The sequence below is a fragment of the Filimonas lacunae genome (genome assembly GCF_002355595.1).
GTDB lineage: Bacteria > Bacteroidota > Bacteroidia > Chitinophagales > Chitinophagaceae > Filimonas > Filimonas lacunae.
Genome location: NZ_AP017422.1, coordinates 883,588 through 906,420 on the forward strand (window position 1 = coordinate 883,588; position 22,833 = coordinate 906,420).

Annotated in this window: 16 protein-coding genes; 4 read left to right on the top strand and 12 right to left on the bottom strand. The window is 43.9% G+C overall.

Annotated elements, in window-relative coordinates; translation table 11 throughout:
- Nucleotides 1–251: 251 nt before the first annotated feature.
- The 7 genes from FLA_RS03725 to FLA_RS03760 all read right to left on the bottom strand — a co-directional run bounded on the left by FLA_RS03725 (nucleotide 252) and on the right by FLA_RS03760 (nucleotide 6,526).
- A complete protein-coding gene (locus FLA_RS03725) occupies nucleotides 252–1,046 on the bottom strand; it encodes an ATP-binding cassette domain-containing protein (protein WP_076381901.1) in 795 nt (264 codons plus the stop codon).
- Nucleotides 1,047–1,048: 2 nt separating this feature from the next.
- Nucleotides 1,049–1,819 carry an ABC transporter permease gene (locus FLA_RS03730; protein ID WP_076381900.1) on the bottom strand — a complete coding sequence of 257 codons (771 nt, stop codon included), beginning with the start codon at nucleotides 1,817–1,819 and terminating at the stop codon, nucleotides 1,049–1,051.
- 62 nt (nucleotides 1,820–1,881) lie between these two features.
- Complete coding sequence (locus FLA_RS03735; protein ID WP_076381899.1) at nucleotides 1,882–3,648, bottom strand: OmpA family protein; 1,767 nt, start codon at nucleotides 3,646–3,648, stop codon at nucleotides 1,882–1,884.
- A gap of 53 nt (nucleotides 3,649–3,701) precedes the next feature.
- Entirely contained in the window at nucleotides 3,702–4,694 is a 993-nt protein-coding gene (locus FLA_RS03740; RefSeq protein WP_076381898.1) for a hypothetical protein, read from the bottom strand.
- A gap of 13 nt (nucleotides 4,695–4,707) precedes the next feature.
- On the bottom strand, nucleotides 4,708–5,337 hold the full coding sequence (locus tag FLA_RS03745; protein WP_144264152.1) for a keratin: 630 nt from the start codon (nucleotides 5,335–5,337) through the stop codon (nucleotides 4,708–4,710).
- A 108-nt stretch (nucleotides 5,338–5,445) separates the two neighbouring features.
- Complete coding sequence (locus FLA_RS03750) at nucleotides 5,446–5,625, bottom strand: hypothetical protein (protein ID WP_076381896.1); 180 nt, start codon at nucleotides 5,623–5,625, stop codon at nucleotides 5,446–5,448.
- Nucleotides 5,626–6,166: 541 nt separating this feature from the next.
- Entirely contained in the window at nucleotides 6,167–6,526 is a 360-nt protein-coding gene (locus FLA_RS03760) for a hypothetical protein (protein ID WP_076381894.1), read from the bottom strand.
- A gap of 94 nt (nucleotides 6,527–6,620) precedes the next feature.
- On the opposite strand from FLA_RS03760, the gene FLA_RS03765 reads away from it, so the two are divergent.
- Nucleotides 6,621–7,211, top strand: coding sequence for a Crp/Fnr family transcriptional regulator (locus FLA_RS03765; protein ID WP_076381893.1), 591 nt, complete (start codon nucleotides 6,621–6,623; stop codon nucleotides 7,209–7,211).
- A 37-nt stretch (nucleotides 7,212–7,248) separates the two neighbouring features.
- Here FLA_RS03765 and bla read toward each other — a convergent pair whose 3' ends face one another.
- The 4 genes from bla to FLA_RS03785 all read right to left on the bottom strand — a co-directional run bounded on the left by bla (nucleotide 7,249) and on the right by FLA_RS03785 (nucleotide 9,825).
- On the bottom strand, nucleotides 7,249–8,139 hold the full coding sequence (gene bla, locus FLA_RS03770; protein ID WP_076381892.1) for a class A beta-lactamase, subclass A2: 891 nt from the start codon (nucleotides 8,137–8,139) through the stop codon (nucleotides 7,249–7,251).
- Nucleotide 8,140: 1 nt separating this feature from the next.
- Nucleotides 8,141–8,521, bottom strand: a complete 381-nt coding sequence (locus FLA_RS31100; RefSeq protein ID WP_076381891.1) for a hypothetical protein — start codon at nucleotides 8,519–8,521, stop codon at nucleotides 8,141–8,143.
- Between the two features lie 133 nt (nucleotides 8,522–8,654).
- The gene (locus FLA_RS03780) at nucleotides 8,655–9,068 is read right to left on the bottom strand and encodes a YMGG-like glycine zipper-containing protein (RefSeq protein WP_076381890.1); all 414 of its coding nucleotides are present in this window, start codon (nucleotides 9,066–9,068) and stop codon (nucleotides 8,655–8,657) included.
- 229 nt (nucleotides 9,069–9,297) lie between these two features.
- Nucleotides 9,298–9,825 carry a hypothetical protein gene (locus tag FLA_RS03785; protein WP_076381889.1) on the bottom strand — a complete coding sequence of 176 codons (528 nt, stop codon included), beginning with the start codon at nucleotides 9,823–9,825 and terminating at the stop codon, nucleotides 9,298–9,300.
- Nucleotides 9,826–10,036: 211 nt separating this feature from the next.
- Between FLA_RS03785 and FLA_RS03790 the strand changes: the two genes are divergently transcribed.
- Entirely contained in the window at nucleotides 10,037–11,557 is a 1,521-nt protein-coding gene (locus FLA_RS03790) for a S10 family peptidase (RefSeq protein ID WP_076382077.1), read from the top strand.
- Nucleotides 11,558–11,559: 2 nt separating this feature from the next.
- On the opposite strand, the gene FLA_RS03795 is transcribed toward FLA_RS03790, so the two are convergent.
- On the bottom strand, nucleotides 11,560–13,503 hold the full coding sequence (locus tag FLA_RS03795; protein WP_076381888.1) for a gliding motility-associated C-terminal domain-containing protein: 1,944 nt from the start codon (nucleotides 13,501–13,503) through the stop codon (nucleotides 11,560–11,562).
- 168 nt (nucleotides 13,504–13,671) lie between these two features.
- On the opposite strand from FLA_RS03795, the gene FLA_RS03800 reads away from it, so the two are divergent.
- Both FLA_RS03800 and FLA_RS03805 read left to right on the top strand, forming a co-directional pair.
- Nucleotides 13,672–14,184 carry an RNA polymerase sigma factor gene (locus FLA_RS03800; RefSeq protein ID WP_076381887.1) on the top strand — a complete coding sequence of 171 codons (513 nt, stop codon included), beginning with the start codon at nucleotides 13,672–13,674 and terminating at the stop codon, nucleotides 14,182–14,184.
- A gap of 94 nt (nucleotides 14,185–14,278) precedes the next feature.
- Nucleotides 14,279–22,825 (top strand): T9SS type B sorting domain-containing protein, encoded by an 8,547-nt coding sequence (locus FLA_RS03805; RefSeq protein WP_144264151.1) that lies wholly within the window; start codon nucleotides 14,279–14,281, stop codon nucleotides 22,823–22,825.
- Nucleotides 22,826–22,833 lie beyond the last annotated feature (8 nt).

Here is a 22,833-nt window from a genome sequence, read left to right on the forward strand (position 1 = left end):
GTTGATTTTATTTCATAATTACTTGTGTTGTATCTGTGAAAGTATTGTAAATGCTGTGTTTTATAGGAATTTTCACTTTGTGAAAGTGTTTGTTTTTTTATAAATAATTGTAATGAAGGGGGAGCATTGAGTGAAGCTAAAAGGAATAGAAGAAGGGTGTTTGGTTAGTATTTGTATTATGTTAATGTGTAATGTGATTTTTTGACAAAAAAAAGCGCCTATATACAGTATGTATATAGGCGCTTTGGAGATTATAAGGAAGCTTTGATTTCTTCGAGTGTGTCTATAAACCCCTGTTGATGGTGCACGTTTTTATGCCAGGCCAGGTCTCTTTCAATAAGATCTATCTCTTTAGTAATGGTGGCAGCCTGTTCACCAGGCGGTTTGGATAAAATAAATATGGTGTCGGAAATGGCTACACTGGTTTCTATATCGTGCGAAACGATAATAAGAGTTTTCAGTTCGTCTGAAACAGATACCTGTAACAGCATTTCTGTTACTTTGTCCAGCACGCAAACATCCAGTCCGGAAAAAGGCTCATCAAATAAAAGGAAGGGTGATCCTTTGAGCAATTGCTGTATGATGCTGGCACGTTGTCTTTGTCCGCCGGATAATTGCTGAGGATATTGAGCCAGCACTTCTGTTATATCAAATTCGCTGGCCCATTTGTGTATGGCTTCTTTTTCGTTGCCGGCCAGGGATGGATTTTTTTTTGCCGCCATGAGTAACGACTGATAAATGGTTTTCCATTCGAACAGATAGTAATGTTGAAACACTACACCCATATCTCCTGCCTGTACCTGCTTGTTGTTATTGATAATGATGCTGCCTGCTGTTGGCGTTTGCAGGCCTGCGAGCAGGCGGAATAATTGTGTTTTACCAACGCCGCTGCGGCCTAGTAGCGAAACTACCTGCCCCTGGTGCATATTGGGGCGTACAATATTGTGTATGGTGAAATTGATGTTTTGCAATATCGGGCGGTGGTTGTAAGCCAGGCACAGGTTGTTAACCTGTAGTAATGTTTCCTGTTTGGAATATGTTGTCATGGTTATTTATTTAACCGGGTGTAAGGAAAAAGCCATTTGCGGATGGTGGATAATAACATGTCGAAGAACAATCCCAGCAAAAAGATTACGAGTTGCAGGGCTAAAACGTTGGTGAGATCATTGTACTTATTGTATTTGATGAGCAGTGCGCCAATGCCGCCTTCACTCATATTAAGACCTTCTACCATGGTAATCATCAGCCAGGATATAGCGAAGTTCTGCTGTAGAATTTCCAGTACTCTATCTGCTTTGCCTATAATGATGACCTCGTATAGTGTGCGCCAGTTGTTATACCCCAGGGTTTTGCATAAATCGTATTCCTGCTGGTGTATGCTGGTGATAACCGACAGGAAAGAAGTGACGAAAAAGGGCACTATACCAAATATCAGCAACCACAATTTTAAAGTACTGCCGTTTTTGGTAAGTAACGTGAACGCGAATATGAGACCTGCCAGTGTGAGGTAACGGCATTTCACTACAAATTGTGCAATGCTTTTAAAAAAGGGAATTACCGATAGCCAGGTGATAGCCAATGTTATGATTATGGAGTAGAGCATGGCCTGCACTGTTAACGCCAGGCTTACCAGCACATTATCCAGTAGTAGTTTGGTTACCGACAGGTGTGCAAATGCGGCGGCTACTTTGGTGGGTTGTGGCATTAAGCCGTTAGAGGTGGTATGCCACAGCACCAGGGCCAGGGTTACCTGCAGGGTAACCATAATGCCCAGGGTTGTACTGTTTATTGTGGCAAATGGTTGCCATATTTTTTTCATTGCTGTTCTGTTTTTGTTGCAGAAGAATAATAGCTGCTGAAAGCAGCTATTATTCAAAATGTTTACTGACCTAGTACTATTTCCACCCTTCTGTTCTGGCTTCTGCCTGATTCGGAATTGTTGCTGGCTATTGGTTTTGCTGAACCATAGCCTTTTGCTTCTATCCGGTTTCCGGTAAGGCCTTTGTTTTGCAGGTATTCTTTTACTGCGTTGGCGCGTTTTTCGGAAAGGGGTAGGTTTACCGCATCTGAACCACTGTTATCTGTGTGGCCATACACACCTACTTTTAAGCCTTCGGCAACTACTGCTGATTCAAATATCTCGTCCAGCAACTTGTAAGAAGAGGATCTGATATTGGCTGAGCCTGTTTCAAACTCGATGCTATATGATTTGGAAGACACTTCGGAAGTGATTTCGGAAGCATACTTTGTTTCAATAGCCTTACCCTGTAACAGTTCGGGGTGATTAGCCAACACGGTTTGCAGGAATGTTTTGTCCACTGCTTTTTCGTAAGGCATGAATGATGGCATAAGGGTAGGATACATTTTAACCATCAGGTTACCAAAGGTGTTGTACACTGCCTTATACCTGTCTACCTTGTCGTTACCTAACCCATAGGTGTTGGCCATATCCTGCAGATTAAATACGGCAGAGCCACCCAGCGTTACTTTTAAGCCTTGTATATCTTTTTCTTCCACACCGTTAAAGTATTTTAACCAGTAGGCGCCATCCTGCTCGTTATATACTTCTGCACTTACTTTAGCGGCAAATGCTTTGGCTTCGTTAAAAGAACGTACCTGGTCGCCGGCCTGTGCCAGTGCTATAATCATGTTTTCTACGTCTGTTCTGTGGTCGTAGGCCCACTTTTTAATAGCAATGGTTTGGTTAGGCATTTGCGATGCATATTGTCTGGTGCTGGCAATAGTAACCAGGCCCCCTTTTTTAACGGCTACGTTTACGTCGCCCGGTGTCCAGGTGGCTACGCCGTCTACACCCACGGTAGTGTCTTTACCGGTGGTTTTACCATTTACCATCACTTTCCTGTTTTCGGTGTAGCCGGCTATATATTTATTGGGTGCATCGAGGAAATCGTTTGCAGCAATAATGTTAATAGCGGTAGCATCGTAGGTGGTTTCATCAGGGTTTACTTTCAACCCATTGTCTCCAGCCCATTTTAGCAGGATGTTGATGTCGCCATCACGCAGCACACCAGCTACGCATTTACCGATTGCGTTTTTAGGATCTATCTTCCATTGTTGCGGGCCCATTACCTGGTCTTCGCCATATGATTTACCGTGTGTTACGGGTATGATGATAGGTTGATATTCGGGGCCTAGTGGTTCCAGCTCTTTAGCCAGTGAAGTCATAAAGGCGGGCATACCATCGCCCATAAAGGTGATTAATACACCTGTAGCGGCTGTGTTGTTTTTGTATTCCTGTGCAAACTTTACCAGGTCGGCCATTTGTTTGTTACAGTCGTCCTGGCGTGTATACGTTACATCCAGGTGGGCTTTGTCAAATAAAGAACCTTGCATGGTGCGTGCGCCACCGTTGGCATACATGGCAGAGAACTGACTGTTCCAGGCCATGCGTAACCACGTGATTTGTGTGCCGCCATTAGCAGCAGGGCTGCTTTCGGGCAAAGGTAGTTGCACTGCGTTGTCGCTTAAAGATGCTTCCGGTGCATCAGGTAATACTACTTTACCTACCTGCAGTGATTCGCTTACCTGTTTAGGGCGGGCCTGGTACCATCTTACACCTAAGATACCAGCGGCTACTACAGCTACTATAATGAATAATTTTCCGGCGGGTTTTAATTTCAGAGACATTGTATTTTGGTTTTGAGTGTTTATAAAAAATCTTTTTGGGTTTAGGGTGAAGTCTAGTCTAACAGGCCTTTATACCTGTCTTGTATGGTTACACCTTTCAGGTGTCCGTTGTCGCTGTTTTTTTGAAGGGCTGTTTGGGTATAGTTAAAGTCTGACTGTACATCAAAGCTGTTGATCAGTTCTACAGCCTGGGCACTTTTGGCTTTATCTTCCAGCACCTTGTCGTCCATAAAGCGTGAGGTAACGTCTATGGCTGATTTAATGTGTCCGATCTTTTCACCAATGCGTACTTTCAGTATCGCCAGCGCCTGTTCTGCATCTTTGTTGAGGGCATCATCACCCTTAAAGGCTTTCATGGCACTGCTTACTGCCGAAAGGCCGGTGGTAACTGAATAGTACAGATCTTTCTTGGCTTCCAGGTCGAGCTTTGCATCTTCCAGCATAATGCCGCTTTCTTCGTAGGCTGCCTGGGCAAATGTTACCAGTTTGTTGAGATCGCCTACTATGGGAGTAACATTGTCTATGTACTCCTTACAACGGATTACGTTGTTGGCATAGAGGTCTACCTGCCGGCTGCCCTTGCTTTCTGCCTGTAGTATTTTTACTTTCTGCGCGTTCAGTTGCAATTCCTTTTCTTTCTCTTTCAGCTTTTCCATCAGCTCACTTTGTTTGCCTTGCAGCCGGGCGGTTTGTTTATACAGGGTGTTCCTGTCTTCATAACCCTGGTCTATTTTGGCTTGCAGTATGGCAAAGGGATTGAGCTCAATAGCCAGCCCAATGGTGTAGTTGGCTATGAATTCGGAAAAGTATTTCAGTGCCCGCCAGAATTTTTTACTGGTAAACAGCATCAATAAAAAAGCGAGTATCACGCCACCAATTACCAGGTTAATGAGGTTCCACGTTATGGTAACCAACCAGGGTAGTACATAGGTGGCAAATGTGTAGCCTATGCCTGCAAACAGTGCTACGCCTATAATAGCGGCAGCTACGTTTTTAGGTTCGGACAGCCATTTGGTTTTTACTGCTTTGTTCATCAGTTCGTTCATTTGCTTACAGTTTTTAAAGGATGTGTTGTTTAATTTTTTCTATATCCTGCAGCAGCTTGTTTTTGCTATGTGCCAGTGCTGCTGCATAACCGGCGGTGCTGTTTTCTAATTTTTGTTCGTTTTCTGCTATCTCATTGTTCAACGTTTCGGTTAACTTTTGCAGTTGTATTATTTCCTGCGATAGTTGCTGAATACGTTGTTGTGTAGCATCTATTTCCTTTTTCCTGCTTTGCACTTTTTCTACCACTGTTTGATCAATGGTGGAATGGAATGCGGCGGCGTCTGCTTCCAGCATCTGCACGTATTGCTGGGCAGAGGACAGTAGCTTGTGCTTGTCCATGCCTTGTACCTGCAGGCCTGCAAAGGCTGCGCAGTAGCGGGCTTTTTCGTCTGCAATGGCTTGCATGGCTTCGGTCATTTTCGAAAACTCGAAATAGTCCGGGCCAGGCAGGTTGGCATCGGCGAACAGCTTGTTAAAGTGGTCGCGAAACTTGTTGCCTGTTGCTGCATCCGTATGTGTTTCCGTTTTGCTGACGGGTGCCTGTAATGCAGTATGTGACTGCGTTTCAGGTGCTGCTTGTTGTTGATCGCTGTCGGTTACTTCAATAAAGGCTGACAGGATCTTTTTTCCTAATGAGGCCATTGTTCTTATTTTATCTGTTACTGAATAGCTGCTTTTGGGCATGGCTTCGCCCTCACAACTTTTGTGTTGCGTTTTTTGCTTTTTACCTGCCTTATGGGGTATTGATGGCTATGTGAATTTTATCAATAGCCGATGGATGTTGAATCCTACCTGCCGTACGCTGTCGGCAACGGGCATATGCGCTTTGGGCGGGCTGGTTACCTGCCTGTGCAGCATTTTACAGATACAATAGCTTACCAGGATTGCTATTACAGCAACCCATACGGTTAACCGTATGTTTCCTTTCATTTGTTAAATGGATGAATAGTACGTTAAGAATAAAACCAGGCTATGCCTGTTTGAGCCGCTACTGCAACTACGTTAAATCCTGTACTGTATGTGTTGGTTCTACAGAGTGGAGATTTCCGGTTATACCTTTTTGCGAAGGCGGGCTATTAAAAAAATAATCCCGAGAATTGTTCATTTTACGTGGAGATTGACTCCTGTTTGATTTGATGATGTAAAGATATAAGGGCGCATGACATCTGTTAACATTATCCGATATGAACGGCGATTTTGCTCTTAGAATGGGTCCGGGGATTTACAAACGGTTGAAATCAAGGATAAGGGTGGAATTAGTGGTATGAACGGGTGTTAGTTTGTTAGTTTTGAAACGCTATAATGGGGTCGTAATCATTGAATTGTGAGGCTGGAACGTTAAAATCCGCTTTTGTGGTTGTTGGCTGCTGTGTGGATGAACGGTAAGTTGTTGTGTAAGTGGTAAGTGGTAAAAGTAATAAACAGGCCTGCAGGTTACAGGCCTGTTGTGTAAGTAAGTAGCTGTTTATGTTTAGTGCAATAAACAAATAGCCACTATTATGATATCGGTAATAACCCCTAATGTAAAGATGGGTATAGTTATTTTAGTAGGCATAGCTGCCAGGTTGGTTATTTCTGTTAATACAAATGCCAATATACAAGCCAGCCATAACCCCATATCGTTGCCATTATTTACAATGGCCAGAATGGTTAAAGGAGCCAGCAAGCAACCTTGTGCAAAGAAGCAGAAGGCCAGCCAGCCAAAATGGTTGTTTTGTTGGTTTTCGGCAAATTGCACGAAGCGTTGAAAGATGTTATTTTTGTGCGTGTTTACTGTGGTTGGAGCGGTAGTGAAATGAGGGGCGGCGGTGTGGATATCTATCGTTTTCATATCAATAATTTTGTACTGTAAAGGAACGCAGGATATTATTCCTGTTTTATGACGTAGGTCATAAATGGGCTGATATAGATCATAATTGATAAATATGGTGGATTACGAACTTCTTATTGCTTCGGGGGCCGTGGTACGAACCTTTGCTAAGGGGGCGTTTATTGTAAAAGAGGGTAGCATTGCTAAGTTCTTTTTCCAGGTGGTGAGCGGTGAAGTGAAAATGGTAAACACCGGGGAGAACGGCCAGGAATTTATACAGGGGATATTTACGGCCGGGCAAAGTTTTGCTGAACCACCTATGTTTTTGCAAATGAAGTATCCTGCTTCAGCTGTGGCCATAACAGACTGCGAAGTGGTGGTGCTGGAAAAGAGTCGTTTTATAGAATTATTGCGTGCAAATTTTGATGTACAGTTACAGTTGGTGGAAACCCTTTCACAACGCTTGTATTTTAAATCGGTAATGGCGCGGGAAATTAGCCTGTATGATGCAGGTCACCGGATTATAACGCTGATTGATTTTTTGAAAGAGCGTGATGGATTTTTGAAAGAAGTCTTGTACCCGGTTACTTTAACACGCCAGCAAATAGCTGATTTAACTGGCTTGCGGGTAGAAACTGTGATACGCGCTATCCGTTTTTTAGCAGACAAAGAACTGGTGCAGAAAGGCAGAAAGATTTACCGTTAACCAATAGATTAGTTAACGGTAAATGTTATGTGTATATTTATTTAACCCATTGATTCCACGCTGCTTGCGCCACAGCAGCAATAGTGCCTTCACGCTGCTCCTGGCTATCTTCACTATCAGACACAAATACGGTAATAGCTATATGGTTGCCATTGGGTAAAGTGATAATGCCTGCATCATTGGTAGCCCTGGTTAAATTGTTATGCGTACCGGAAGTGCCGGTTTTATGTGCTACTATAGTGCCTGCGGGTAGTTTGCCTTTTAGCCGTTGTGCGCCGTGTGGAGTTTCTATCATTAGTTTCAGGAGGTAGGCTTTGCTGCCGGCTGATAGTATGGGTTTGGTATAGAACTGTTTTAACAGGGTTGTCATGGCCTTAGGGGTGCTCCAGTTTTTATATTGTACCATGTCGTTTGTCTGTTGTGCTTTTTCGGTAGTGGCAATGTTGATGTTCTTAATGCCAAGCTTTTGTATGTAAGCATTGGCCTTTGCTGTGCCGCCTAGTATTCTTAATAGAACATCGCATGCGGTGCCATCACTTTCCTGTACGTTATAGGTGATAATCTGGTCCAGTGTCATGTCTGTATTGCCCTGGGGATATTTTTCACGAATAGGGCTATGTCCTACAGGCATGATGTCGGAGGGTAGAATATGTATCTGCTGTTGTAATGATAACTTGCCTTCATCTACCTGTTTCAACACGGCCATGGCAATAGGAAATTTGTATACGCTTTGCATGGGGAATTTGTTGTTGCTATTGTAAGATGCGGTATCGCCGGTTTCGATGACTGTTGCATAAAAGCCCACTTTGCCGTGCTGGGTGGCTACTATGTGGCTCACTTCTTTATGTATAGTGTTTTGGCTCCATGCTGTTACACTGCCGGAAAGCGTAGCGAAAAGAAGTGTTTTTCGAATGATAGTTGAATACATGTTATTTTATTTTTACGAATACCTGAAATTTATTGGATGGGAAATTGTGCATGGGATGCATGAGTTTGTGTCTGCCTAAAATGGACCATTTCTGCAATGATTGTTGAAAGGTCCATGCTTTTTTATCGTTGTCAAATGTAAAGTATACGTGATTTTTGGATACTATGTATGTGCCATGATAACGGATGATGCTATCTATGACAGGGGGGAGGCTATCGTGGTAAGACCTTGCGTATACATTATAATGGAAAGTGCTATCTTTTTTGAAATGAATGGTGTCTTCGTGAAAGGTGCTTACCCAATTGCCCGCAACAGATTTTTGGGTAATGTGGCAACTTACGCTGAGTATCACTAACAGGGTAAGCAGTACTGTTGTTTTCATGAAGCTGTTTTACAGCGAATGTCGTGAATTAATGATGTGTAAGGTTGATTGATGTAAGAATGTATATTTATTTTAACAATAAAAAAAGGCATCGCTTTACAACGATGCCTTCAGGGAAAGAGAGCTATTTCTTTTAATTAGATTTCTTTTTTTTCTTTTTGTCGATAATTGCTCCGGTAGCAGCTCCTGCGCCAGCACCAATCAGGCCACCTACTATAGCGCCTTCGCCACGTTTTTTATCAATAAGGGCACCGGCTACTGCACCTGTACCAGCGCCAATTACTGCGCCTTTAGCTGTGCTGCTCCAGCCTTTTTTCTTTTTTTCTGTGGTAGTGGTGGTGGTAGTTGTGGTGCTGCTTGATTGGGTATTTTTTTCCTTATTCGCAGCATTGACAGAGTCTACCGCATGTTGTTTTACAGCGTTAATGGTATTAACGGAGTCAATGGCAGCCTGCCGGGCAATTTGTATTTCTTCTTCGCTGGGTTTGCTTTTACATCCTATAGTGAATGCTATTGCTGCACATAGGATAAAGATTGCTTTTTTCATATGATATGAATTTTACAGAAAATTGCAGATGCTTAATGTGATAACAAAATTGTGCCACTTTTCAGCATTTTGTGTGAAAATGCAACCGGCGATGTAGAGAATGCAGTCAGGATATTTGTGAAACACAATTGTTTTTCGTAATTTGCCCTTAAAGATTTTCCGTAAGCTTTATTAAAAAAATTGCGGGATTAGTTGTAGAGGAATTATGGTTTTCACCATAGTTCCTTTTTTATTTCCGGCAACGGCTCACTGCTTCTTTTAACTGTAGCAGAAAAGAGGTGATGCTTCGGGCGCATGCATTATTGCTGTAAAAGCTGAAGGCCCTGTTGCCATTGATCATTTCCAGCAGCAGACCAGATTGTATATGGATGCCAGAGTTATTAACCGGAATGAAGTTGCAGATAATGAGTGAAAGGAATGGGGCGGCTATCCAGCCATATATTTGTAATGGGTAGGAGGTGAGTGTTAAGGATAATGTGTAAAGTATTGCAGGAGTTAATGTAAACCAGTAAAGTTGCCGCCTTCTTCTTTCAAAGCGTTTTAACTGGCGTTGATACAGTGTATTATTGTCGAAGATGCTGATGCTGAGTAGTGTATGCAGTGGAAAAGTTTCTGTTTTGTAAGCACTTTTAATTACCAGGTTTTCCGGGGTAAGTGTAGCTTCAAACTGAACAAAGTTACAGGTTGTAAAGGCTGTGGTTTCAGCGGTATTTTTCCAGGGTTGAACTGGTTGCCATTGTGTGGACTTGATTCCCATTTTCACTATGTTGTCTTAGACAGTGTTTACATTATCTTATCCCTGAACATCATAAGAAAAATAATATGCACAGGTGGCTACAACAGGTATGGGATTTTACCGAAAATACTACTGGTTTTTCATATAAACAAAAATTGGGACACCGGATTTTGAGCATTCCTGCTACATTTATGGCTCGGAACAACCGCTTATTTACCTAATGTTTAATTTCATGAGAAAAGTATTACTTCCTTTTGCTTTTGCAGGCTGTTTTATTGGCCAGGCATTAGCGCAGCCTAAAGATGGTGGTGTTAAAAATGATATGCCTGTGTGGCCCAGCCGGGTGCTACAGGTAGATTCTGCTATTGTTACCCGGCACGAGATTACCGTTAAAGGTGTAAAAGTGCCTTATACTGCTACGGCGGGGAGCATGCCTGTGTGGGATGAAGATGGAAAGCCGGTGGCTGGTGTGTTTTACACTTATTACGAGCGGGAGGATGTGAAGGATAAATCAGGCAGGCCATTGGTGATTTCTTTTAATGGCGGGCCGGGTACTCCCTCGGTATGGATGGAGATTGGGTATACGGGGCCGCGGTTATTGAATATTGATGATGAAGGTTATCCGGTGCAACCTTATGGTTTACGCGATAATCCGCAGTCTATTTTGGATGTGGCTGATATTGTATATATAGATCCTGTAAACACTGGTTATTCCCGTCCGGTGAATAAAGATATTCCCGGGAGTAAATTTTATGGGGTGAATGCAGATGTTAAATATCTGGCAGAATGGATCAATACGTTTGTCACCCGCAGGAACAGGTGGGCTTCGCCTAAGTTTTTGATAGGTGAAAGTTATGGTACCACGCGTGTTTCGGGTTTGGCGCTGGAGTTGCAGAATGCACACTGGATGTATTTGAACGGAGTTATACTGGTGTCGCCTACAGAGTTGGGTATTGAAAGAAACGGGCCTTTGGATGCTGCATTGAAATTGCCTTATTTTACGGCCACTGCGTGGTATCATAAAAAACTGGGTGCTGAATTACAGCAGAAAGATCTTACTGATCTATTGCCTGAGGTAGAAAACTTTACTATTAATGAATTGATACCGGCTTTGTCAAAAGGTGGCTCGCTGGACGAGGCGCAACGTAAAAGTATTGCGGCACGCATTGCCCGTTACAGCGGTGTAAGTGAAAGAGTGGTGCAGGAAAATAACCTGGATGTATCTTTTAATCTTTTCTGGAAAGAGTTGCTGCGTGAACAGGGGTTTACTGTAGGCAGGCTGGATTCGCGCTATAAAGGAATAGATAAAAAGACAGGAGGAGAAGAACCGGATTATAATGCAGAGCTTACCGCATGGCTGCAGGCTTTTACTCCGGCTATTAATATTTATTTACGTGAGGAGTTGAATTATAAAACTGACCTGCATTATAATATGTTTGGCAAGGTATGGCCCTGGGATAATCAGAATAATCAAACCGGAGAAAACCTGCGTCAGGCTATTGCGCAAAACCCTTTTCTGCATTTATTAGTGCAATCGGGTTATTATGATGGTGCCTGCGATTATTTCAATGCCAAGTATAGTATGTGGCAGATGGACCCGGGTGGCAAGTTAAAAGGGCGTTTGAAGTGGGAAGGTTACAGAAGTGGGCACATGATGTATTTGCGTAAAGATGACCTTGCAGCCGCGAATGAAAATTTGCGGGTGTTTATCCGTGAGTCTATTCCACAGAAAGGGCAGCCTGCCCGGTATTAATATTACAGCACAGTTACCGATCCACTAAGTCTGGGACTGTTGTCTTTTAAATCAATTACATAATAATAGGTGCCTGCGGGCACCTTTTTGTTATTATAACTTCCATTCCAGGGAGTGTGGTAACCCTTGCTGTAAAATACACGCATGCCATAGCGGCTGAAAACACTTACTTCGGCATTAGGGTACCCGGTTAAGGCGGGTATATTCCAGGTATCGTAAATACCATCACCATTAGGTGAGAAGATGTTGGGAGCTTCTACCTGGCGATATACTTTCACAAATACCTCATCGCTTGCCTGTCCGCAATTATTGGATACATATAATGTATAGGTAGTGTCGTGTTCGGGGCTAACCCTGGGAGTAAGTATATGGCTGTTATTAAGATAGATTTCGGGAGTCCAGTAAAATAAGCTGTTGGTTCCGGTAATGCTTCCATTTAATTGCACTGATTGCCCATATACAACCCATTTATCTTCCCCGGCATTGGCTGTAGGTAGTGACTGTACGCTTACTGTTACAGAAGCTGTGTCTGTACAGTTGAACTGGTTACTTACCGTTAACAGGTAGGTAGTTGTGGCGGCGGGGGAGGCTTGTGGAGTGCTGATGTGGCTGTCAGATAAAGCTGTAACAGGTGTCCATCTATAGATAGTGCCGCCTGTGCCTTGTAACAGGGTGCTGCTTCCTTTACATATATTAACATTTTCTCCGGCATTGGCTATGGGTATTGGATAGATCACGGCGATAAAGCCTGAATCGGTGTATGTGCATCCTTTGTCGGAGGTAGCGATTGCATAATATTTTCCTGCATCTTTTTCGGTTGCGCTGGCTATGTGAATGGTGCTGCCTGCTATAGTTTGTTGAGAAGGCAAACGCCATTGTATGGGATAGGTGCCAGTAGCTATAATGTCCAGTGCAGTACCTGCACAAACAGGGGGTGTGCCTGAAATGGTAATAGCAGGTGTTGGGTATATTACCAATGTGTCTATGTTGGAGGCTGCCCGGCAGGAAGGTGTGTTGATGTTGCCGGATTCTGCAATGCTAAGCCGGTAAAGGTGCATGCCCGTGGTTGTGTTAGTAGTTGTGTTGATGGTGCAGGCAGCTGAGTTGGCGTTCGTAACATCCTGCCAGGTTTGCCCGCTGTCCAGGCTGGTTTGCCATTGGTATACCGGATCTTCTTCCGTGCCGGCAGAGATCATGGCATTTAGTTTTACCGTAGTTGCCTGGTTTTGGCATATGTTTATGCGATTGCCTGACATGCTTTCGATATAAGCGCTGGCATTTCGTCCACAAGGGCGAAAGGTAATGTCATCCAGTCCCAGATCGTTACCACAGCCGCCGGGTGCATTGTTTTTCATGCGTATGACTACATCGCGCGTATTGGGTTGGGTTGTGAAGAACAGACCGTATTGCAGCCAGGAAGGATCGTTGGTGGGTTCTATGGCGCCGGTGGTAAATGAAGCGAGCACTGCGCCATTTAGTTTTTCAATAGAGAAAGTGATGTTTGGTCTTATTACACCAGCGCCACAAATACTGTTCGGTTTATTAAGGTTGACGATCCAGGAGGCAAATTCGTAAGTAGTGTTGCCACATAGATGGTGAATAGTATCCAGATAAAAATCTCCCGGTGAGTAAGAGGCATTTACTATCATGAAATAGCCATTGTTGTCGCCGGTATGGTCTGTTGTGCTATGCCATGAATTGCCTGCGCCTGTGCTGGAAAGGTTGGCTATAGTATAATAGGTATCTCCGGGTCCGTTACTATAATCAAAGGTGTAGTTGGTAATCCATGACGGTAAGGGAGAACCGATAAGTGCAGCGCCTGAACCGAATGTGATATTTACTACGGGGTCGCCCAGTGTGCCCTGGCAAAGTTGGGTGCAGGCTGCCAGGTTAATGAGTAAACACGGAATGAGTACCGATAGTGGTTTAAGAAGTGACCGTAGCAATGTGAGCAGTTTAGTTTTGTTGAATCCATTTCAAATATATTATTTTCTTTATTCCTTTAACAAAATAAAAATAAAGTTTATTGTTTCTTTTTGTTGTGTATTAAAAAATAGATGTGTAAAATAATTTTATAACTTGGTTGTTGCCTAAACTGCTTATAAAGATAACATATGAATACACAGGGGATTGATGCACAAGAGTTTGATGACTTGTATGTCGCGTACAGCGATGTAGTGTTCCGGAATATTTTAAAGTTTACGAAAGAGCCTGTTGCAGCAAAAGACATTTTACAAGACGTATTTGTGAAACTGTGGGAGAAAAAAGATGAAATAAAAAAGTCTAATTCGGTGTCGGGATTGCTTTTTGTAATTAGTTATCATTTATGTGTTAACTACGCCCGCCGGAAAATGCGGGAAGAAGCTTTACATAAATTATTAAGCAACCTGGATCAGTACAGTAGTGACGGGTATAGTATACGAATAGATGAAGATGAGCGGGAACTGTTGCTGGAAAAGGCTATGCTGGCATTGTCGCCACAAAAAAGACGTACGCTTACCTTGTGCAAACTGGAAGGAAAAACATACCTGGAAGCTGCGCAGGAATTACATATTTCGCCTCATACTGTGAAAGAATATTTATCTAATGCTATTTTATTGCTGAACGACTACATGAAAAAGCAGTAGTTTTTATCTATTTTTTTTCAGCGCTCCCCCCGTTTTTTGCATGCTGGTGTATTTATAGGTGATAACGTTGTTTATCACCAAAACTACCGGAAATATGCAAGTTCGTTTTGTAACTGCTGTGAGAAGCCTGCTGTTGCTTCTTTTATTGTTTGCAGGTATGGTAAAGGCTGTGGCGCAGAATTGTTCTGGCACGCCGGTGGCCGGAACCATCACTGCTTCGGCTACTACCCAATGTGCAGGTTCTGATGTTACTATTTCGTTACAGGGACAAAGTGTCAATAATGGTATTGCACTACAGTGGCAATCTTCTACAGATAATGTAACCTGGAAAGATATTAATAGTGCAACGGCAACCACCTACACGTTTACGTTATCCAATACTTATCCACCTACATGGTATCGGGTGAAGGTAACCTGCAGTAATTCTGGTGAGGTAGCGTATACCAATATTGCCAGAATTTCTTACCCTGTGCTTCATGGTTGGCTAACATTGCCTTTTACCGAAACGTTTGATGGAGACTGGATTACTATATGCAGGCCCGGTGTATTGCCGCAGCCTTTTGGTCCCTTTCCCTGGGATAACTGGCCGGTGTTGGGTAACAGCTCGTGGAGAAGGGATGATGGTTACAGTAACGGAGGATGGACTTCTGATTTTGGTGCTTATTTGCCGGGAGGTAGTGGTAGTGATCACTCTGCACGCTTCCATAGTACCTATGCTTCGTTGAATGGATATCTTGACCTGTTTTTGAATGTGAGTGATGCCAGTGCTTCCGCTTCCAAAAAATTAAGCTTTGACTATATTAATACGGATGGACTTGATAAGCTGGTGATATGGAAATCGGAAGATGGCGGTGTTACGTTTACCCGCTTTGATAGTGCCACTACTGCGGCTACCTGGACGAATAAACGTTTTTATTTTACCAGTTATGCTCCGCAGCTGGTTTTGAGATTTATGGGCATTGCTGATACGGATGGCAACTCTGACCTGGGTATTGACAATGTGCATGTAGAAGCTGTTACTGCCTGTTCGGGAACGCCGGTAGCAGGCAGTTTACTGGCCGATAAAACGGAGGTGTGTGCTGCTGCTAATGTGCAGTTGCACCTGGATGGCATAAGTGGCAATACGGAAGGGGTGGTGTATCAATGGGAAAGCTCAATAGATAATAAAGCTACCTGGGCGCCTATTGCCGGAGCTGATGCTACTACCTACAGTACCACGCAAACCATTGCTACCTATTACCGTGTTACGGCTACCTGTTTGTTTGGCAGCGCTGCCACCAGTAATGAGGTGCTGGTAACTGTTCCCGGTTCTGTAAGTGGAACGTTTACCATAGACAAAACCAAAACTACGGGTGGTGGTAATTTTGCTTCGTTTAATGATGCTTATAATTATATCAAGTGCGGTATTGATGGCCCTGTGGTGTTTAATGTGGCGGCGGGAAGTGGTGTTTACAACGAGCAGTTGATAATAGATAATGTGCCGGGTACTTCTGCTGTAAATACGGTTACTTTTCATGGTAATGGAAACAGTATTCTGTTCAGTTCTAATAATTCGGCCGAGCGTGCTGTGGTGAAGTTAAGAGCAGCCAGCTGGTTTGTGTTCGATAGTCTGCTTATCAATGCTGCTCCTGCAATTGGTGCGCCTGAATCGCAAATGGGTATTGGTGTACACTTGTTAAAGGGGGCCAGTAATAACACTTTCAGAAAATGTACTATTATAACAGATACAGTAAAAAGCAATAGTTTCTTTTATGGGGTGCTGATGAATGGGGATGATGCATTTAACTGGCACACCACCATGGTGGCTAATTGTAATAATAATACGTTTGAATCGGATTCTATTGTGGGAGGGTGGAGCAATGTGTATATGGCAAGCTCTATGAATGGGCCTAATGTGGGCACCCGTTTTACGAATTGTGTGTTTCGTGATTGTTATACGCGAGGTGTTTCTATTATAGGGGCTGCCAGTACTTATATAGAGAAGAATAAGTTTTTGTGTGTGTCCAGGCAAAATGCACCCGTCATTTCTTTTGGAATTGGCTATGTATATATAGAGAATTCAAGTTTTGGTACCTATATCTCCAAAAACGTATTTACCGATCCGTTTGGGCCTACTAAGGTAAGTGGCTCTGATTATAGTTGGTTCTTTGGCGTTTTTGATGGTTCTGATGCTTTAAGTACGAGTGCCGGGCTGGTTATATCCAACAATGTGATGTACGACATTTCACGCTGCGAGAATGTTTCGGGAATGCTGGTGAATACGCCGGGGGCTGCCATTTTACATAATACCATTCATATTAATTATACCACTCCACGTGTTTTTGGCGGTTTAGTGGGCATCCAGGTAAATAAGCAGGCCACAGGGGCTGTTATCAGAAATAATATCATTACCATGGTGAGTAATGGTTTGGCTAACAGTGCTGCTATAAAAGCTTTAGGCACTACGGTGAATGCTGATAATAACATATTACGCATTACGGGTAATGGTCCCAATTTTACTGGTATTATAGACAATAACTATTACAGCGCACTGGTAGACTGGCAAAAGGGAAGCGGAGGAGATGCGCACTCGCTGGATGCTGATCCGTTGTATGTAGACCTGGATAATGGCGATTTGCATCCTACGGAAAAACTGGTAAACAATTCAGGTGCAACAGGTACCGGTGTAGCAGATGATATACTGGGTGTTACCCGTAGTGTTACTGCGCCTGATGCGGGTGCCTATGAATTTACGCCCGTTGGTTGTACTTCATTAAATGGTCTTTATACTATAGATAAAAATTCACCTGCCAGCGATCGAAACTTTACCAGCTTTAATGCGGCGAAAGCGGCACTGGAATGTGGTATTGACGGGCCTGTTGTTTTTGATGTGAAGAGTGGAGTTTATAACGAGCAACTGGAATTAAACCGGGTGTCGGGTGCTTCTGCTGTAAATACGGTTACTTTTAAAGGCAATGGTAATACTATTCAATATAGTTCCACCAATACCAATGAGCGTGCCGTAATTAAGCTAAAAGGTGCCAGTCATATTATTATTGACAGCCTTGTTATTGATGCTGCTGCTAAAGGAAGCCTGGTAGGGCGTTATGGTTATGGCGTGCAAATGATTGCGAATGCGGATAGTAACCTGATAACAAATTGTAACATATTAACGGATACAACGCTTCATAATAACAGCCCCTACTTTGCCGGTGTGGTTATTACACCGAATGATAACGGTGAGGCGGCTGATGGAGATACTTATTGTGATGGTGATTCCATTATAGGCAATCGTATTTCGGGCGGTGCCACTTCGGTGCTGATCACGGGCATTGTATCTAACCCGGTAATTAAAGATAACCAGGTGCTTAATTCTACTGTTATGGGAATAGCTGTGCGTTGTTCGCTAACAGCTGCGGTAATTGAGCATAACTATTTAAGCAGGCCTTATCGCAAGGAGCCTGGCTATTGGGGTATACAGGTAGTGGGTACACCCCTTTGTTCGGGGGTGAATGTGGTCAGAAACACTATTACAGATGTGTTTTCGTCTGATATTATTTCTGGTTATTGCTATGCGATATTCCTGTCGAATGTAAACAACAGTAATGTGAATAATAACCTGTTGTATAACCTGCATGCCAATGGAACAGCGTTCCAGGGTATTACGCTGGACAATTCCAATATTATTATCACGCAGCATAATACTATCTCTATTGATGGAACGGAAATGTATGATGGCACCAGTAGCTATGCGTTTTATTTCTCAGGTAACGATATGGGATATGTAACCAATAACCTGGTGTCTGTCACGCGCATTGGCCCCGGAAGAAGGTCGGTGATGTATTTTCAGCAGCCCACCAATGGGATGTTTTTTGAAGGGAACAATTATTTTATAAGTGCCGATGCACACAATCATATGGGTACGGTTGGAATTTACGATGATTATACATCGTTAACCAGCTGGCAGGGGTATATGCATGGAGAAGCTAACACTACTACACTTCCACCGTTTTTTAAAGATATTACCCATGGGGATTTAACGCCTACCTCTTCCTTACTGGATAACACCGGTAAACAAAGGGGGGTGCTGGTAGATATTGAAAACAGGTTGCGTAGTACTACTACACCGGATATGGGAGCTATTGAGTTTTCAGAGCCTGCCTGTACGGCTCCGCCGGAAGCGGGTAAGGCTGTTGCTACGCCTGATGCGGGCATTTGTATGGGTGGTGTTATTGCGCTTAGCGTAACAGGAAACAGCTATGGAGCCAACCAGCGTTATGTATGGCAAAAGGCTGCTTCGGCCAATGGGCCGTGGACTGCGATCAGCGATTCGCTTGCCGAGGGGCGTTCTGCATTTTCTACCGAGTTAACCAGTGCCCATTATTTCCGTTGCCTGGTAGTGTGCGGTGGACAGGTTGATTCGTCGGACGTAGTAGTAGTGTCTATGAATGCGGGGATGCCAGCCGGGGTGTACACTATTGATCAAACAAAGGTTACCAGTTACCCGGCAGGTATAAACTTTGCCAGCTTTAAAGAGGCGGTTGCGGCTATGGCTTGTGGTATAGCAGGTCCGGTGGTTTTCCGGGTGGCTACAGGTACTTATGCTGAGCAGGTGACTATTCCTAAAATAGGGAATGCTTCGCTGATAAATACAGTAAGGTTTGAAAGTGCCAGTGGTACTAATACAGACGTGGTATTAACGTACACTGCATCGGGCGATGCAGATAACTATGTGCTGAAACTGGATAGCGCCAGCTTTATCAGCTTTCATCAGATATCTATTGTTGCAGGTGGTGCTGATTTTGCGCGGGCGGTGGTGTTATCGGGCGGTGCTTCGTGGGATACTATTACTGGCTGTAAAATACCGTTACCTGTGTCTGCTGTTAGTTCGTACAGTGTATACTTTACCAGGATTGCGGGTGTGTATGCCGAAGGTATTAGTGGTGGCCACCATGTAATCAGTTATAACCAGGTTACGCGTGGCGGGGTAGGGGTGTATGTTTCGGGTAAGGATGCTGCCCATGCCGCTGACGAAATTTCCATTACAGGTAATGCTATTGAGCAGCCTTTTGTAGCTGGTATACAGGTGCAATATGTTTTGCATAACCGTATTGACAGCAACCAGGTGCATATGTCGGCATCTGCCAACACTACTGCTTATGGTATTAATGCTTCTTATACCGATTCTGTTTTTCATATTGCGCATAACGGTGTGTTGCTGGATCATATGCCTGATAATGTTACTGCTTATGGTATATATGTGTCGCAGGGTGTTGCAGCTTTCAATAGCGAAAGTGTTATTGAAGGTAACTTTGTAAAAGCGCTGGATGCCAATGCGGGAAGTTTGTATGGTTTAACGGTGGCTTATCTTACGCATTGTCATGTATGGAACAACGTGGTGCATATTGCTACGGCTAGTGTTTCGGGTGATGCTTCCCGTGCATTGAACCATATTGGCTCCCGTGCCTATTATTATAACAATAGCATTCAGAATGCCAGTTCTCATGCAGGGAGTTATACCGGCTATTTTTATGAGGATAATGTGCGCGGTTCGGTGGCTAAAAACAATATCTTCTCTCATATTGGCGGTGGTATTGCTTTGTATATTCATCAGCCTGATTTTGTAACCAGTGATTATAATACTTTATACACCAGTGGTAGTTCTTTGGCTATGAGTACGCCTTTTACTGCTGTTACCTATACTTCGTTAGACGCTTGGAGAAAAGCCAGTGGTAATGACTGGAACTCGATCGTATATAAACCTGCTTTTGCCGATGACAGACTAATGCCTGATGTAAACAGTGCAGATGTGTGGGCTATTCATGGGCGGGGTGTGCAGATTGCTGGTAACGATCATGATTATTATGGCGCTGCCCGTGCGGTTACTTTGCAGGAAGGCGTGCCTGACATGGGGGCTTATGAGTTTTTGCCGGTTGCTGTGCCTGTAGCGTTAACAGCTGTTCCGGCTGCGCCACAGGCAGGCACGTCGCAGGTGTTTTATTTAGGAACAGATACGGTAGCCCGTATTCGCTGGCATGCCGGTAGTACGGTTCCTTCCGGTGTGGTAATGAGAAGATATTCAGGAGTGGCTCCTGTTAACCTGGCTGCCGGAGAAAAGTACATGTATTTTTATACCAGCGCCGAAGTGGCTGGTGGTGGTGCTGTGGCAGCTGATATAGAGCAGTTTTATGTAGACTCCTGGCAGGGCTTTATTGATAGCCAGGATGCCATTAAACTGGGTAAAACAAATGCTTCCGGTACCTGGCAGGTAAACAGCAGCAGTTTTACGGATGCTATCACTAATGTGATCCAGGAAAAAGATATTACACAATTATATCGCTTTACAGGTTTGTTGAATGGCAGTACCAGCTTTCCTGAAGTAATTGCACATACTGATACTTCTAATGCAGGTACAGAGTTCTGGGCCAGTTATGGCCATCATCAGCATTTTGAAACGGATAATGCGCAGGATATGCAGCTGATGATAAGCAGTCATGCAAAAGAAGCGCATGTAACTGTTACTGTGCCTGGTACGGGCTGGAGAAGGGTATATACCGTGCAGCCTGGTAATGCCATTATCAGCGAGGTATTGCCTAAAAACGGAAGCTACGATGCGCGTATTACAGAAGAGGGGGTATTTAACAGGGGCGTGCATATTGTGAGCGATGTGCCTGTGCAGGTGGCTTCTATGATAGGCAGGAATGAAGATGTAAATCTGAATGGAGCTATGGAAGAGTCTGGTGCCACTTTATTGTTACCAACGGGTACGTATGGCTATGAGTATAAAGCACTGGTTGCCAAACAATTTTCCAATAATCATAGCTGGTCGTGGGTGAATGTAATTGCTGCTTACGACAGCACGCTGGTAGAAGTTACGCCTTCACATGCTACCAAAGGGGGGCATCAGGCAGGGGTAACTTATACGGTGCTATTGCGCAAAGGCGAGGTGTATCAGTTAATGGGGCAATTGTACAGTGCCACAGAAGGGTACGATTTATCGGGTACCATTATCCGTTCTGCTAAAAATGCAAGTGGTAAGTGTTATCCGGTGGCGGTATTTTCGGGCAGCAGTGCTACTTCTGCCATTTGTGAAAGTGGAACATTCAGCACTTCATTGCCGGTAGATAACCTGGTGCAGCAAAACCTGCCGTACCGTGCCTGGGGTAAGCATTATATCACTGCTCCGGCTATGACGCATCACGATGCTACTTTGCCAATGGTTTCAGTGTTTCGAATAATGGTGAAGGATGTGGCTACAAAAGTTGCTGTAAACGGAGTGGCCCTTACACAGTTAACAGATAATCTGTACTACGAGTTTCCATCGAACCAGCCGGATGATATTGTAGCCGATCAGCCTGTTACGGTGGCTCAGTATCTGCTATCTACAGGAGGTTGTCCGGGTACAGCTACAGATGGTGCCAATGATGCAGAAATGTTTTACCTGACCCCTGCGGAGCATGGTGTTAAAAAAGTGGTATTCTTCCGTCATAATATCGGCTTTAATGGTTTTGGGCTGGATGGCTCTAATTCGCTGTCGCTGGTTATTCCGGATGAAGGGCTTAGTTCACTTACTATAGATGGTTCCAATGGTTTCTATGATGTATATCCGTGTAATAATAAACCGGGCTATTCGCTGGTGGTAAAACGCTGGGATTTAGCCGGCAGGGACATGAGCGACAGAAATGCCACGTTTACTGTGGAAAGTAATTATGCCTTTACGGGTATTACCTATGGCCTGGGGGTTAGTGAAAGTTATGGCTATAACCTGGGTATGCTGGTGGATACTGCTACTGTTATAAGCAGTGTAGTGCCTGGCAATGCTGATACGGCCATTACTGTATGTGCGGGTGCTGAAACACACCTGAAAACCTATATTTCTATCAAACCTGCTTCTATTACCTGGCAGCTGGGAGCTGTGGCGGGAGCAGCACCTGCCGGTGATATTACTGAGTTGTCTCCTGCACCTAAAGATTCGGTGGTGGTGAATGGCGTGAAGTATTACCAGTTTGTGAGTGTGGTATGGTCTTCTTTTGCCGATACTGGTTTGCTCCAGGTGCCCGTGCTGATAACAGATGAAGCTATAGAAGGCTGTGGGCATAGCATAGTTGCGCATGTGCCGGTGTATGTGGCAGGAAAACCTTTTGCCAGCTTTACAGTTCCGGAAAACATATGTATTGGTGAGCCGGTGCAGTTTATTGCGAATGACACTATTGCCAGTGGCACCATACAGCAATGGTTATGGAATTTTGGAAATGGTAATTCTGCTGTTGCGCATGCAGGCTCTTATACTTATAACGAAGCAGGTGTGTTTGATGTAAGATTTACTGTAACCAGTGGTTACGGATGTAAAGATGATACCGTGCAGGTGGTTACTGTAACTGATTGTCGTGCATCTGTGTTTATTCCTAATGCCTTTACGCCTAACGGAGATGGTAAAAACGACATGTTGAATGTGTATGGTAATTCGGTGCAGGCCATTCGCATGATGATATTTAACCAGTGGGGACAAAAGATTTTTGAAACAACTAACCGTGATAATGGATGGGATGGTACACATAAAGGCGTTCCGCAACCTTCGGGTGTGTATATGTATGTGTGTACGGTGAAACTGATGGATGGATCGGAAGTGGTGAAGAAAGGCGCTGTAAACCTGGTTAGATAAACGTAAAC

What these genes read in the sequence shown, in the direction of transcription:
- FLA_RS03725 (WP_076381901.1), bottom strand. Translation starts at nt 1,046, where the DNA reads ATGACAACATATTCCAAACAGGAAACATTACTACAGGTTAACAACCTG.
- FLA_RS03730 (WP_076381900.1), bottom strand. Translation starts at nt 1,819, where the DNA reads ATGAAAAAAATATGGCAACCATTTGCCACAATAAACAGTACAACCCTG.
- FLA_RS03735 (WP_076381899.1), bottom strand. Translation starts at nt 3,648, where the DNA reads ATGTCTCTGAAATTAAAACCCGCCGGAAAATTATTCATTATAGTAGCT.
- FLA_RS03740 (WP_076381898.1), bottom strand. Translation starts at nt 4,694, where the DNA reads ATGAACGAACTGATGAACAAAGCAGTAAAAACCAAATGGCTGTCCGAA.
- FLA_RS03745 (WP_144264152.1), bottom strand. Translation starts at nt 5,337, where the DNA reads ATGGCCTCATTAGGAAAAAAGATCCTGTCAGCCTTTATTGAAGTAACC.
- FLA_RS03750 (WP_076381896.1), bottom strand. Translation starts at nt 5,625, where the DNA reads ATGAAAGGAAACATACGGTTAACCGTATGGGTTGCTGTAATAGCAATC.
- FLA_RS03760 (WP_076381894.1), bottom strand. Translation starts at nt 6,526, where the DNA reads ATGAAAACGATAGATATCCACACCGCCGCCCCTCATTTCACTACCGCT.
- FLA_RS03765 (WP_076381893.1), top strand. Translation starts at nt 6,621, where the DNA reads ATGGTGGATTACGAACTTCTTATTGCTTCGGGGGCCGTGGTACGAACC.
- bla (WP_076381892.1), bottom strand. Translation starts at nt 8,139, where the DNA reads ATGTATTCAACTATCATTCGAAAAACACTTCTTTTCGCTACGCTTTCC.
- FLA_RS31100 (WP_076381891.1), bottom strand. Translation starts at nt 8,521, where the DNA reads ATGAAAACAACAGTACTGCTTACCCTGTTAGTGATACTCAGCGTAAGT.
- FLA_RS03780 (WP_076381890.1), bottom strand. Translation starts at nt 9,068, where the DNA reads ATGAAAAAAGCAATCTTTATCCTATGTGCAGCAATAGCATTCACTATA.
- FLA_RS03785 (WP_076381889.1), bottom strand. Translation starts at nt 9,825, where the DNA reads ATGGGAATCAAGTCCACACAATGGCAACCAGTTCAACCCTGGAAAAAT.
- FLA_RS03790 (WP_076382077.1), top strand. Translation starts at nt 10,037, where the DNA reads ATGAGAAAAGTATTACTTCCTTTTGCTTTTGCAGGCTGTTTTATTGGC.
- FLA_RS03800 (WP_076381887.1), top strand. Translation starts at nt 13,672, where the DNA reads ATGAATACACAGGGGATTGATGCACAAGAGTTTGATGACTTGTATGTC.
- FLA_RS03805 (WP_144264151.1), top strand. Translation starts at nt 14,279, where the DNA reads ATGCAAGTTCGTTTTGTAACTGCTGTGAGAAGCCTGCTGTTGCTTCTT.